The sequence below is a fragment of the Methylobacterium sp. Leaf91 genome, from assembly GCF_001422815.1.
GTDB lineage: Bacteria > Pseudomonadota > Alphaproteobacteria > Rhizobiales > Beijerinckiaceae > Methylobacterium.
In genome coordinates this window covers 45,904-59,127 of the sequence record NZ_LMMP01000049.1, presented here as the reverse complement: position 1 = coordinate 59,127, position 13,224 = coordinate 45,904, and the positions used below count along the sequence as shown (strand labels likewise).

General features: G+C 67.3%; 12 protein-coding genes and 2 tRNA genes. 6 read left to right on the top strand and 8 right to left on the bottom strand.

The features are described from left to right. Positions 1–58 precede the first annotated feature (58 nt). Positions 59–379: a hypothetical protein gene (locus ASF32_RS20170; protein ID WP_056433123.1), complete on the bottom strand. Its 321-nt coding sequence runs from the start codon at positions 377–379 to the stop codon at positions 59–61. Between the two features lie 215 nt (positions 380–594). On the opposite strand from ASF32_RS20170, the gene hrpB reads away from it, so the two are divergent. Then, a complete protein-coding gene (gene hrpB / locus ASF32_RS20165; protein ID WP_056432682.1) occupies positions 595–3,081 on the top strand; it encodes an ATP-dependent helicase HrpB in 2,487 nt (828 codons plus the stop codon). A gap of 16 nt (positions 3,082–3,097) precedes the next feature. Then, complete coding sequence (locus ASF32_RS20160; protein WP_056432679.1) at positions 3,098–3,538, top strand: DUF805 domain-containing protein; 441 nt, start codon at positions 3,098–3,100, stop codon at positions 3,536–3,538. A gap of 6 nt (positions 3,539–3,544) precedes the next feature. Here ASF32_RS20160 and cmk read toward each other — a convergent pair whose 3' ends face one another. Continuing rightward, the gene (gene cmk, locus ASF32_RS20155; protein WP_056432676.1) at positions 3,545–4,177 is read right to left on the bottom strand and encodes a (d)CMP kinase; all 633 of its coding nucleotides are present in this window, start codon (positions 4,175–4,177) and stop codon (positions 3,545–3,547) included. 5 nt (positions 4,178–4,182) lie between these two features. Then, positions 4,183–5,532: a 3-phosphoshikimate 1-carboxyvinyltransferase gene (aroA, locus tag ASF32_RS20150; protein ID WP_056432674.1), complete on the bottom strand. Its 1,350-nt coding sequence runs from the start codon at positions 5,530–5,532 to the stop codon at positions 4,183–4,185. Between the two features lie 249 nt (positions 5,533–5,781). Here aroA and ASF32_RS20145 point away from each other — a divergent pair, with 249 nt between their 5' ends. From ASF32_RS20145 to ASF32_RS20135, 3 genes are all read left to right on the top strand, one after another. Further along, positions 5,782–6,171, top strand: coding sequence for a TIGR02300 family protein (locus ASF32_RS20145; protein WP_082470039.1), 390 nt, complete (start codon positions 5,782–5,784; stop codon positions 6,169–6,171). Positions 6,172–6,367: 196 nt separating this feature from the next. After that, positions 6,368–6,443 (top strand) — tRNA-Ala (locus ASF32_RS20140). Positions 6,444–6,574: 131 nt separating this feature from the next. Next, positions 6,575–6,650: transfer RNA gene (locus ASF32_RS20135), tRNA-Ala, on the top strand. Positions 6,651–6,783: 133 nt separating this feature from the next. On the opposite strand, the gene ASF32_RS20130 is transcribed toward ASF32_RS20135, so the two are convergent. Beyond that, on the bottom strand, positions 6,784–8,661 hold the full coding sequence (locus ASF32_RS20130) for a calcium-binding protein (RefSeq protein WP_056432668.1): 1,878 nt from the start codon (positions 8,659–8,661) through the stop codon (positions 6,784–6,786). A gap of 351 nt (positions 8,662–9,012) precedes the next feature. Here ASF32_RS20130 and ASF32_RS20125 point away from each other — a divergent pair, with 351 nt between their 5' ends. Continuing rightward, positions 9,013–9,582 (top strand): hypothetical protein, encoded by a 570-nt coding sequence (locus tag ASF32_RS20125; protein WP_056432665.1) that lies wholly within the window; start codon positions 9,013–9,015, stop codon positions 9,580–9,582. A gap of 9 nt (positions 9,583–9,591) precedes the next feature. On the opposite strand, the gene rfbA is transcribed toward ASF32_RS20125, so the two are convergent. The 4 genes from rfbA to rfbC all read right to left on the bottom strand — a co-directional run bounded on the left by rfbA (position 9,592) and on the right by rfbC (position 13,103). Then, positions 9,592–10,482 carry a glucose-1-phosphate thymidylyltransferase RfbA gene (rfbA, locus tag ASF32_RS20120; protein WP_056432662.1) on the bottom strand — a complete coding sequence of 297 codons (891 nt, stop codon included), beginning with the start codon at positions 10,480–10,482 and terminating at the stop codon, positions 9,592–9,594. Then, complete coding sequence (gene rfbD, locus ASF32_RS20115; RefSeq protein WP_056432656.1) at positions 10,479–11,387, bottom strand: dTDP-4-dehydrorhamnose reductase; 909 nt, start codon at positions 11,385–11,387, stop codon at positions 10,479–10,481. The genes rfbA and rfbD overlap by 4 nt, the downstream gene beginning before the upstream one ends. A 1-nt stretch (position 11,388) precedes the next feature. Next, complete coding sequence (gene rfbB / locus ASF32_RS20110) at positions 11,389–12,465, bottom strand: dTDP-glucose 4,6-dehydratase (protein WP_056432652.1); 1,077 nt, start codon at positions 12,463–12,465, stop codon at positions 11,389–11,391. Positions 12,466–12,551: 86 nt separating this feature from the next. Then, on the bottom strand, positions 12,552–13,103 hold the full coding sequence (gene rfbC / locus ASF32_RS20105) for a dTDP-4-dehydrorhamnose 3,5-epimerase (protein ID WP_056432649.1): 552 nt from the start codon (positions 13,101–13,103) through the stop codon (positions 12,552–12,554). Positions 13,104–13,224 lie beyond the last annotated feature (121 nt).

The window sequence follows — 13,224 nt, the reverse complement described above, 5'->3', positions numbered from 1 at the left end:
GAAAAAAGGCCGATGCGTCTCCGCACCGGCCCCTCCGACGAAAATACTGCCGCTCAGCTTAGTAGCGCGGGCCGCCCGACGTGGTGCCCTTGCGCTGCATGTAGCCCGGCTGCTGCGGGTTGCGGGAATTCGGATCGCCGTGGCTGTAGGCGGCGGGGGCGCGGCGATGGCGCATGCCGTGACGATGATGGTGGTGGCGATGGCGCATGCCGCGATGGCTGGCGTAGCCCGGGTGATGACCGCGGGTGACGATTTCGGTGGTCAGTGCCTCACCGGCGATCACGGGAGCGCTCGGCATGGCCGGGGCGGCAGTGGCGGCGCCGAGGCCGAGAGCGCTGAAAAAGGTTCCTGCTGCAAGAGCAAGGGCAATCTTGGTCATCAAGTCCATCCGTTAGGATCGCGCCGCGCGCGTCGAGGCAATAAGTCGTTCGCCCGGACTCCGTTCCCATTCTTTTTTAACGCATGTTTGTCCACCGAAAAGCCGGTAAATGAGCCGGAACGAGGGGATGATTCCGGTATCCCGCACGTGATCGATGACGCCGCGCCGAATCGGGGTTGCGCATCTCACCGCTTGCCCGCACCACCCCACCCGCGATGGCGACGAACCCCTTCTTCTCTGCTGCCCTCCCGATCGATGCGGCCCTGCCGCGCCTTCTCGCGGCGCTCGAAGCAGCCCCGTCGGCGGTGCTCGTGGCACCTCCCGGAGCCGGCAAGACCACTCGCGTCCCGCTGGCGCTACTCGATGCGCCATGGCTCGGCGCCGAGGGCCGCATCATCCTCCTCGAACCTCGGCGCCTGGCTGCCCGCGGCGCGGCCGAGCGCATGGCCGCCACCCTCGGTCAGCGCGTGGGCGAGACCGTGGGTCTGCGCGTCCGCCTCGGCTCGAAGATCTCGCGGGCGACGCGGATCGAGGTGGTCACGGAGGGGGTCTTCACCCGCATGATCCTCGACGATCCGGAATTGTCCGGCATCGGCGCGGTGATCTTCGACGAGTTCCACGAGCGCTCCCTCGACGCCGATCTCGGTCTCGCCCTCGCGCTCGACGCCCAGGGTGGTCTCCGCGACGATCTCCGGATCCTCGTCATGTCCGCCACCCTGGACGGTGCCCGGGTCTCGCGCCTTATGGGCGACGCGCGGATCGTCGAATCCGAGGGGCGGGCCTTTCCGGTGGAGACACGCCATACGGAGCGCGATCCGAACCGGCGGATCGAGGATGCGATGGCCGACGCCATCCTTCGCGCCCTGCGGGCCGATCCCGGCTCCGTCCTGGCCTTCCTGCCCGGACAAGGCGAGATCCGGCGGGTCGCGACGCTCCTCGCCGAGCGGGTCGACGAGAACACCGAAATCGCGCCCCTCTACGGTGCCCTCCCTCCGGCCGAACAGGACCGCGCCGTGGCGCCCGCTCCGCCCGGAACCCGGAAGGTCGTGCTGGCGACCAGCATCGCCGAGACGTCGCTGACGATCGAGGGCGTCCGGATCGTGGTCGATTCCGGTCTGTCCCGCGTGCCGCTCTACGAGCCCGGCATCGGCCTGACCCGCCTCGTCACCGCCCGCGCCTCCCGCGCCTCGGTGGACCAGCGGCGCGGCCGCGCGGGACGGACAGAGCCGGGGATCTGCTATCGACTGTGGTCGGAGGCGGCGACCAGCGCCCTCGAACCCTTCACGCGGCCGGAGATCCTGGCCGCCGACCTCTCCGGCCTTCTGCTCGACTGCGCCGCCTGGGGCGTCTCCGATCCCACTACCCTCTCGTTCCTCGATACCCCGCCGGCCCCTGCTCTGGCGGAAGCGCGCTCGATGCTGCGCGACCTCGCCGCCCTCGATGGCAATGGACGCCTCACCGAGACGGAACGGGCCTTGCGGGCCATCCCCCTCCCCCCGCGCTTGGCCCGGATGGTGGTCGCGGCGGCGGAATTCGGCCGGGCGCGGGAGGCTGCCGACCTCGCCGCGATCCTGGTGGAGCGCGGGCTCGGCGGCGACGATGCCGATCTCTCCATCCGGGCCGATCGGTTCGCCCGCGACCGCGGAACCCGTGCCTCCGACATGCGGCGTTTGGCGCGAGGCTGGGCCGAGCAGGCCGGGGGATTCGTTCGCGCAGTCAGGAACGTGGATGTCTTCGGGGCCGGGCCGCTCCTCGCCCTTGCCTATCCCGACCGCGTTGCCCGCTCGCGAGGCCGCGACGGCGAGTTCGTGATGGCGAATGGCCGCGCCGGGCGGCTCGATCCGGCCTCGGCGCTCGCGCGCGAACCTTTCCTCGTGGTGGCCGATATCTCCGGGACGGCGGCTGCCGGGCGCATCCTCGCCGCCGCCGCGATCACGCTGGAGGAGATCGAGACGCTGTTCGCAGAGCGGATCGAATCGGTCACCCAGGTCGTGTTCGATAAGGGAGCCCGGTCCCTGCGGGCACGCGCCTCCCGCCGTCTCGGCGCGGCAACCCTCGGCGAGCGGATCCTGCCGGTGAAACCGGATGCCTCCTCGGCCGCGATCCTGGCGCGGGGCATCGTCGGGCTCGGCCTCGACAGCCTGCCCTGGACGCCCGCCCTCGCCCAGTGGCGGTCCCGGTTGGCGTTTCTTCGCGCTGCCGAGGGCGAGACTTGGCCCGACCTCTCGGATGAGGCATTAGGCGCGTCGGTGGAAGATTGGCTCGCGCCGGAAATCGAGGGCCGTGTGAGCCTCGACTCCATCACGGCAGACGATCTCGGCCGCGCGCTCGGCGCGCTTCTACCCTGGGAGATGCGTCATCGCCTCGATACGGAGGCCCCGACCCATTTCGAGGTGCCGACGGGATCGCGCATCCCCATCGACTACGATGCCGAGGGCGGGCCGGTTCTGGCCGTCCGGGTGCAGGAATTGTTCGGCCTCGACCGCCATCCCGCCATCGCGGGCGGTCGCGTGCCGTTGGTCCTCCACCTGTTGTCTCCGGCCTCGCGTCCGATCCAGATCACCAAGGACCTGCCCGGCTTCTGGCGCGGCTCCTGGGCCGCCGTGCGCGCGGAGATGCGCGGGCGCTACCCGCGTCATCCCTGGCCGGACGATCCGCTGACCGAGCCGCCGACCCGGCGGGTGAAGCCGAGGGGGACATGATGACGGGCTTTTCTCGATGACGGGCTTTGCTTGGCCTGCGGCGCATTTCGATCCGCGAGGCCGCCTGTCCCGCCGAGCCTATCACCGTCAATTGATCGGCACGCTGCTGCTTGTCGTCGTGTCGGGCAGCATTGCCATCCTGGTCGCGTCGATGGAGGCGCGGTCCGCGGCGCTGATCGTAGTGGCAGCAGGCACCATCGGGGGCGGGGCTTTCGTGACGGTCGCCACGGTCCGGCGTCTGCACGACCGGGGGCGGACCGGATGGTGGCTGCTCCCCAACGCCTTCGTGACCGTCGCGGGTTTCGCCCCGATCGAGACTCTCGCCGATGCCTACCCGGTGGCCGTGATCGTCGCCACCCTGGTGATGACCGGGTTCAATCTCTGGTTCCTCATCGAGACCGTGGGGCTGGCGGGCATGGCGGGCCCGAACCGCTACGGGTTCGAGCCGGAGCACTGAGCCGCGTCAGTGCTCCCGCGCACGGTCCACCACCGCGCGCGCCGCCTCGAAGGCCTCGTCCGCATCGAGATCGGTGGTGTCGAGAAGAACGGCGTCGGGAGCGGCCTTGAGAGGGGCTGTCGAGCGTTGCGCGTCGCGTGCATCGCGGGCGACGATGTCGGACAGGATCGCCCCGAGGCTCGCCGGCTCTCCCCGTCGAAGGAGTTCCAGATGCCTACGCCGGGCGCGCTCCTCGGCGGCGGCGGTGATGAACAGTTTCACCTGCGCCTGCGGGCAGACCACGGTGCCGATATCGCGCCCGTCGAGGACGGCGCCGCTGGCGCCGCCGGCAAAGCGCTGCTGCCAGGCGAGCAAAGCCGCGCGCACGGCCGGGATCAACGAGATGCGGGAGGCCGCGTCTCCCATTGCCCGCTCCCGGAGGCGCGGATCCGCGAGGCGGTCGGCGATCAGCGTCGCGGCGGCCCGAGCCGCAGCGGCATGGTCGTCGAGGTTGCGCCCGGCATCGATCACGCTGAGGGCCACGGCCCGGTAGAGCAGACCCGTATCGAGATGGGGCAGGCCGTAATGCGCGGCGAGGCGCTTGGCCAGGGTTCCCTTGCCCGAGGCGGCGGGTCCATCGATCGCGATGACCATTGGCATGGGACCTACTCCGCGATGCGGCCGCCGAGCGCCCGCATCGTCGGCAGGAAGCTCGGGAAACTGGTGGCGATCATGGCACCGTCATCGACGGTCACGGGTTGCTTCGTCGCGAGGCCCATCACCAGGAAGGCCATGGCGATGCGGTGGTCGAGATGGGTGGCGACGGTGCCGCCGCCGCGCGCAGCGGAGCCGTCGCCCTCGACGATGAGATCCTCACCCTCGATCCGGTAGGTCACGCCGTTCTCGCGCAAACCATCCGCCACGGCGGCGAGGCGGTCGGATTCCTTCACCGTCAGCTCGTGCAGCCCGTTCATCCGGGTGACGCCCTCGGCGAAGGCGGCGGCGACGGCGAGAATGGGATATTCGTCGATCATCGCCGGGGCCCGCTCGGCCGGCACGTCGACGCCCTTGAGCCGGCTGGCGCGGACATGGAGATCGGCCACGGTCTCGCCGCCCTCGTCGCGCTCGTTACGGCGCTCGATATCGGCGCCCATCTCCAGCAGCGTCGTGATGAGGCCGATGCGCAGGGGGTTCATCATCACGCCCTTGATCGTCACCTCCGAGCCGGGGACGATGAGCGCCGCCACCAGCGGGAAGGCCGCGGAGGACGGATCGGCCGGCACGATCACGTCGGTGCCGCGCAGGATCGGCTGGCCCGTGAGGGCGATGGAGCGGCCGTGGCCGCCCGGGCCGTGCGGACTCACCGCGACCTCGGCGCCGAACAGGCGAAGCATGCGCTCGCTATGGTCCCTGGTCGCCGCTGCCTCGATCACCGTCGTGGTTCCGGGCGCGTTCAGGCCGGCGAGGAGCACCGCCGATTTGATCTGCGCCGAGGCGACCGGGGTCTCGTAGGTGATCGGAATGGCTTCCTTCGGCCCGCGAAGGGTCAACGGCACGCGGCCGCCCTCCTCCTCGCTCAGCACCTGGGTGCCCATGCGGATCAGCGGATCGAGGATGCGGCGCATGGGGCGCTTGCGCAGGGATGCGTCGCCGTCGAAGGTCGCGGTGACGTCCTGCCCGCCGACGACGCCCATCATCAGGCGCGAGCCGGTGCCGGCATTGCCGAAGTCGAGCGCGCCGGCCGGGTCCATCATCCCGCCGATGCCGACGCCGCGCACCGCCCAGCTGCCCTGCCCGAGGCGATCGATGCCCGCACCGAGGGCTCTGGCGGCGTCGGCCGTGCGCAGCACGTCGTCACCTTCGAGCAATCCCTCGATACGGGTCTCGCCGATGCTGAGGAGGCCAAGGATCATCGCCCGGTGGGAGATCGACTTGTCCCCCGGAGGCCGCAGCGCGCCGCGCAAGGGCGCGCCGGCGGAAGCGGTCAGGGGCTGCGGTTCGGAGTGATGCGACACGGGATCGACAACTTTTCGGCTTCTGGCGCGGTCGCGCCGTCAGGGGCCGGCCATGCAGCCGGCGAACATCGTAGCGCCGGTTACCACGCAGGCGGGGCGGCGTCATCCGACCCGGAGAGGCCTCCGGGCGGTTAAATCCGGATAAACCGGAGGCCCAGGTAGTCGGGGTGTCCTGACGAGAGTATTTGACAGGACGGTTTCACCCGACTAACGGGGCGCCTCTCCCAAAACCCTATCAGAGGTTCGCCCGTGGCCAGACCGGAACTCGGCTTGAAGCGTCAATGCATGAGCTGCGGCGCGAAATTCTACGATCTCGACAAAGATCCGGCGACCTGCCCGAAATGCGGGACCATCTATCAGGCCGCCGCCACGTCGCGCATGGCCGCTCCAGCGCTCGCCTCCCGCTCCGCAGCCGTGCCGGCTGACGACGACGAGGATACGGATGCCGAGAAGGGCGGTCCCGAGATCGTCTCCCTCGACGAGGTCGAGGCCGCTGAGGACGAGGCGGATACCACGACCGGCGACGACGATGCCGATTCGACAGATGCCGACGACACCTTCCTCGAGGAGGAAGATACCGGCGACGACGACGTGGCCGACCTCATCGACGGCGATATCGAGAACGACGAGGAAAGCTGAGGCCCGACCTCGGCACCCTTTGCGTCCCCGAGAGCGATCGCAGCAAAATCCTATGCCGCGTAAAATTCTCGGCGGTGAATGCGATTAGGGGCTTGAGTCCGGGCAAGCGCCCGAATATAGAACCGCCTCCGCCGGACGCCGCAAGGCAGGTTGGCGGAACGACCACCGCGAGACATGTTGCGGTGGTCCCAGAAGTGGGGCCTTAGCTCAGCTGGGAGAGCGCTTCCATGGCATGGAAGAGGTCATCGGTTCGATCCCGTTAGGCTCCACCATTTCTTTTCGTCCGAGTCGTCGATGTGGTCGCTAGATGCGGCCTTCGACGAGCCGGAAAACAGCAGATCTCGGTGGTGTTCACCGATGATGACGACGATCGTGAGACGATGTCACGATTGTTTCGGAATGTGGGGCCTTAGCTCAGCTGGGAGAGCGCTTCCATGGCATGGAAGAGGTCATCGGTTCGATCCCGTTAGGCTCCACCATTCGCTTTCTTCGATAGCCCGGCCTCATGCTCCGCGAGCGGACGAAGTACGACATCCCTCAAGCTCATCTGGGATATCGGCATACCGGCCGCGCCGTGTAGGACGACGCGCCCGGCAGGGAAGATACGTCCGTTCAGACGATGTGGAAATCGAGATTGGTGAGCGCGATCGGCTGATCCAGGACGGCGAAGGTCACCGCCAGGGCGCTGCCGTTGCCATCCTTGTCGTAGGACACGGTCCCGGTGGTCCGGTCGTAGAGGATGCGGTCGTCGGCATTCACCGCGCCGGTGGACAGGTCCTTGAACGCGGCGGCGGCCAATGTCCCGATGGGCAGTGCCGGCACGATCGTCCGCGCGATCTCGATCGTATCGGCGGTTGCGAAATCCGTGATGTGGTCGAGATTGGCCGCATTGAAGGCGGTGCTGAAACGGAACGTGTCGCTTCCCGCCCCTCCGGTCAGGATATCCTTACCCAGCATTCCGTCGAGGCGGTCGCCGCCGGCATTGCCCACGAGCGTGTTCGCCACCTTGCTACCGGTCATCGTGTCGGCGAAGACCGATCCGGAAACCGATTCGATCGAGATCAGGCTATCGGTGCCGCCATAGGTGTCGGTGGCCGTGCCGGCACCGAGATCCACCACCGCGCCGTGGGTGGCCCCGGCGAGATCGTCGTTTCGGAAATCGATCGTGTCGAGCCCGGCTCCGCCATCCAGGACATCGTCGCCGCCTTGCGCCGTGAAGCGGTTCGCCAGCCCGTCGCCGGTCAGACGGTCGGCGGAATCCGTGCCCGCGACTGCCTCGATCCCCGATAGCGTATCGGTATTGCCGAAACCGTCCGTCGCCGTGCCGGTGGCGAGGTTCACGACGACGCCCCGGGTGCCGCCATTATCCACGTCCCGGTCGTAGCGGATTTCGTCGAACCCCCTACCGCCGGCGATCGTGTCGTTACCCCCAAGTCCGTAGAAGCCTTCGTAGGCGGCACTCGCCGTATTGCCGCCCGTCAGCATGTCCGCGAACTGCGTGCCTCGCACGGCCTCGATGCTGATGAGCGTATCGCGATAGCCGAACCCATCCGTCGCGATGCCCTTGGCGAGATCGACCGTGACGCCCTGGGCTCCGCCGAAACTCGCATCCCTGTCGTAGCGGACCGCGTCGTTGCCGCCGCCGCCGTCGAGGGTGTCGCCGCCGCCGAGGCCGATCAGGCTATCGAAGCTCCGGTCGTTCGAATCGTTACCGTGCAGGGAGTCGGCGTATTGCGTGCCGCGTACGCCTTCGATGTTGCGGAGCGTGTCGGTCGCTCCGAACCCGTCGGTGGCTTTTCCCGCGGCGAGGTCCACGATGACCCCACGCGTGCCACCGAAATTGACGTCCTTGTCGTAGCGTACCTCGTCGTAGGCCGAGCCGCCATCGATGACGTCATCCCCGCCGAGACCGAGGAAGAAGTTGTTCGGACCGACGGGATCGGTGTCCCCTCCCGAAAGCCGGTCGGCAAAGGCGGTGCCCCGCACCGATTCGATGTTACGCAGTGTGTCGACATTTCCGAACCCGTCGATGGCCCTGCCGGTCGTGAGGTTGACGGTGACGCCCTTCTTGCCGCCGAACCCTGCATCCCGATCGTAGCGGGCTTCGTCGAAACCGCTGCCGCCATCGATGATGTCCGTGCCGGCGAGCCCGTAGAAATACTCTCCCGCGCTGTCCAGGGCTTTATTGCCTCCCGTGAACCGGTCGGCGAGCCGCGATCCCATCGTCGCCTCGATGCCGATCAGCGTATCGGTATTGCCGAACCCGTCGGTGGCCTTGCCGGTGGCGAAATTGACGATGACGCCCTTGATGCCCTTGGCCTCGTAATCATCCATGTAATTGGCGATGTCGAAACCCGCCCCACCGTCGATCACGTCGTTCCCGTCCCGACCCGAGATGATATCATCGCCGGATAGACCGTTGATCGTGTCACTTCGCCCGAGCAGGTTAACGTAGACGTCGGAATTTTGAGTCAGGTTCACCACCGCCATTTGAGTCTCTCTTGTTTGATAAAACTTTGAATTATGGATTCGTGTCACTATGCGGATATAAACTGTTATCGAACGATGAGATCAAATTCAGTTAAATAAAACGTGGATCGGCGCCTCTGGCGATTTCTGTCGATCGGTGGTGTTCGCAGGTCACGGGCCTCACGGTCATCGGCGCGGGCGGCATCTGACGATCCCACACCAAGGCGCTTCCCGCCCCGAGCAGCCGGCCCTCCCTTCCATCCCGCCAAGGATGCCGAGACGCTGATGAGTTCCTGCGCGCCCGCTTTGCCAGCGGGGACAGGTGCCCGATCATGGCGTGTGTCGGTTTCGGCTGCATGATAGGTCGAAGCCATGACCCTTCCCGCCGGACCGCATGCCCCCCTCGCCTCCTGCTCTACGGAAACGGCCCAGGCGCTGATCGAGACCCTGAGCGCGCGGCTCCTCGGCGGCGACAGTGCGACATCCGTGCTGGAAGGCTGGTGCCGGGAGCGTCGGCTCGCCTCAAGCGCCAATCTGGTGGCGACGCGGGTCGTGGGTCCCGAACGACAGCCGAGCCCTGTGCAGGGTCAAAGGCTCGACCTCTCCGACGGGGAAGTGGTCCGGTACCGGCACGTTCGGCTGAGCTGGGGAGGCCATGTCCTCTCCCAGGCCGAGAACTGGTACGTCCCGGCTCGTCTGACGAGAAAGATGAACCTGCTCCTCGACGAGACCGAGATTCCCTTCGGCCGGGTGGTCCACACCCTGTTCCCCAGACGGCGAAACCTGCGCCTGCTTCGATTATGGCCCCACGATGCAGGTGTTCCCGGCCCGTCCGACCAGGTCTTCGCCATCGAGGCGATCCTGTCGGATCGATCCGGACGCCCGATCTGCGAAGTCAGCGAGACCTATACGGGCGCCATTCTCGTGAGAGGCGACGATTGACCACCCTGCTCACTCGTCGAGGCGGGATTCCGGGTCGAGCTTCGACAGTTTCAGCAGGTTCTGGCCGTAGGCGGTCTTGGCGAAGAGTTCGCCGCGCGCGATCAGCTGCGCCTTGTCGATGAAGCCCTGGAGATAGGCGATCTCCTCCAGGCACGCGACCTGCAGGCCCTGCCGGTTCTGCAGCGTGCGCACGAACTCGCCCGCTTCCAGCAGGCTGTCATGCGTCCCCGTATCGAGCCAGGCATAGCCGCGCGACATGCGCTGCACATGGAGTTCGCCGAGATCGAGATAGGCCTGGTTGACGGATGTGATCTCCAATTCGCCGCGCGCCGAGGGCTTCACGGCGGCGGCGATGTCGAGCACGCGGTTGTCGTAGAAGTAGAGGCCAGTCACCGCCCAGGGGCTTTCCGGCACCGATGGCTTCTCCACGATGCGCAGCGGCCGCCCCTCGCGGTCGAGGGTGACCACGCCGTAAGCTTCCGGGTGATCCACGTGATAGGCGAAGATCGTCGCGCCGGTCTCGCGTTCGCGCGCCTGTTTCAGCATGGCGCTCATGCCCGAGCCGAAGAACAGATTATCCCCCAGAACGAGGGCGACATCGTCCGAGCCGACAAAGTCGCGACCGATGGTGAAGGCCTGGGCGAGGCCTTCCGGACGGGGCTGGACCGCGTAGCTGAAGGAGAGACCGAACTGTTCGCCGGTGCCGAACAGGCGTTCGTAATTGCCGAGATGCTCGGGGCTCGAAATGATCAGGATCTCGCGGATGCCGGCGAGCATCAGCACCGAGACCGGATAATAGATCATCGGCTTGTCGTAGACGGGCAGCAGCTGCTTGTTGATCGACAAGGTCGCCGGATGGAGCCGCGTGCCGGACCCGCCGGCGAGAACGATGCCCTTCATGACTGTGCCTCTGCTGAATGATGCGCGGGGCCGACAAGCCGGTCGAGAATGTCGTCCAGGGCGGCCTGCCAAGGGCGCGGAGTCAGCCCGTAGGCTTTCGTCAGGCTCTCCGTCGACAATTCCGAGTTGGCGGGCCGCCGCGCCGGCGTCGGATAGGCGCTGGTGGGGATGCCGTTGACCGGAACGTTCCGGCCCCCGCGCGCGACCGAACCGGAGACGATGGCTTGCGCGAAACCGTGCCAGGTGGTGGCACCCGCATTGACGAAATGGTGCGTGCCCGTGGGCGCGTCGCTGTCGGCGGAAAGACGCAGGGCGATATCCGCGAGGGCAGCGGCGAGATCGGCGGCGGAGGTCGGGCAGCCGCGCTGGTCGTTCACGACGTTCAGCGCATCCCGCTCGGCCGCGAGCCGCAGCATCGTCTTCACGAAGTTGCCCCGGTGCGGGCTCACGACCCAGGCCGTGCGCAGGATTGCGTGACGCGGATTGGCGGTGCGGACCGCCATCTCCCCAGCGGCCTTGCTGGCGCCGTAGACGCTCGTCGGGCCGATCGGCGCGTCGGACGTGTAGGCGCCCGAACCGGTGCCGTCGAAGACGTAATCGGTGGAGACGTGGACGAGGGGGATGCCCCGCCGCGCCGTCTCGGCCGCCAGGATGGCGGGAGCCAGGGCGTTCAGGCGCCAGGCCTCCACCACCTCCGACTCGGCCTTGTCCACGGCGGTGTAGGCGGCGGCGTTCACCACCGCCCCGATCGTGCGCTCGGTAAAGATCCGCGCCACGGCCGCAGCGTCCGTGATGTCGAGTTCGGTACGGGTCGGGGCGACGAGGGTCACGCCCGCGCCCCAATGCCGGGAGGCCAGCAGTTCGGTGCCGACCTGGCCCGCCCCGCCGAGGATCAGAATATTCATCTCAGGCCTTCGCGGCAGGTGTGCCGAGGCCGAGGCGCTCGCCGGTATAGCGGCCCTCGCGGATCGGACGCCACCAGGTTTCGTTGTCGAGATACCAGCGTACGGTGTCCTCGAGCGCGTCCTCGAAGGATTTGGTGGGGGTCCAGCCGATTTCCCGCTCGGCCTTGCCGGGGTCGATGGCGTAGCGCCGGTCATGGCCCGGACGGTCGGCGACGAACGAGATCAGGCGCTCATGCGGGCCATGCTCCGGCCGTAGTCGGTCGAAGGCGGCGCAGAGAGCCTTCACCACCGCGAGGTTGTTGCGCACCGACCGGCCACCGAGAAGGTAGGTCTCCCCCAGCGACCCACGTTCCAGCACCGCGACGAGGCCGCGTGCGTGGTCCTCGACGTGGATCCAGTCGCGCTCGTTAAGCCCGTCGCCATAGACCGGCAGCGGACGGCCTTCGAGGGCGTTGAGAATCATCAGGGGGATCAGCTTCTCCGGGAAATGCCGGGGGCCGTAATTGTTCGAGCAGTTCGTGATCAGAACCGGCAGGCCGTAGGTCTCTCCCCAGGCCCGCGCCAGATGGTCGGAGGCGGCCTTGGAAGCCGAATAGGGCGAGCGCGGGTCGTAGCGGCTGTCCTCGGTGAAGAACCCGTCCGGCGGGAGCGAGCCGTAGACCTCGTCGGTGGAGACGTGGAGGAAGCGGAATCCCGCCCTCGCCTCGCCGTCGAGGCTTTCCCAATAGGTGCGGGCGCCGTCGAGCATCACCTGCGTGCCCACGACATTGGTGCGGATGAAAGCGCCCGGATCGGTGATCGAGCGGTCCACATGGCTCTCGGCGGCGAGATGCATCACCGCGTCGGGCCGGAACTCGGCGTAGAGGGCATGGACGGCGGCGGGATCGCAGATGTCTCCCGTGACGAGCCGGTGACGCGGATTGCCGTCGAGGGACGCCAGCGAGATCGGGTTGGCCGCGTAGGTCAGTGCGTCGAGTGTCGCGACCTCACGGCCGAGATCCTCGACGAGGTGCAGGACCAGCGCCGATCCGATGAAGCCGCATCCGCCCGTGACCAGGATGCGTTGGGGTTTGGCCATGTCGACAAATCCTGGTGGTCGCGCATCAGCGGGCTCGTATCCTGTCGCTGAAGCTGCGGTCGCTGAAATTGTGGAAGGACCGCCGATCAGAAGACCGTGCCCAATTGGGCGAGGGACGGCGCCACCCGGTCCTTGTCGGACAGGATTGCTGCTTCCGCGCTGACCGGCCAGGAGATCGCCAGATCCGGATCGTTCCAGGCGAGATTCCGGTCATGCGCCCGGCTGTAGTAGGACGACACCTTGTAGGCGACCATGGTGTCGGGTTCGAGGGTACAGAACCCGTGGGCGAACCCGACGGGAACGTAAAGCTGCTCCCCCTCGGCCGCGTCGAGCCGGACGGCGACATGCCGGCCATAGGTCTCGGACCCATGCCTCAGATCGACGGCGACATCGAGGATGGACCCGGAAAGCACGCGGACGAGCTTGGCCTGCCCTGCGGGTTCGAGCTGGAAATGCAGGCCGCGCACGGTTCCGGTCTGCGCCGAGAAGGATTGGTTGTCCTGCACGAAGGCGACGTCGATGCCGGCCTCGGCCAGGATGTCCGCCCGGAAGGTCTCCCTAAACCAGCCCCTATCATCGCCAAAACGATTGGGCACGACCCGTTTCACCGCAGGAATTTCTGTCTCAATCACACGCATCGCTGGATACAACCCTCGCCAGACAGTGCCTGTAGGCGCGTGGACGGCTTTCCTGTCAAGGGATGCCCCAGCCCTCGATCGACTTGCTCCCCCCGTACCGGAGGGGTAACTCCCGCCTCCT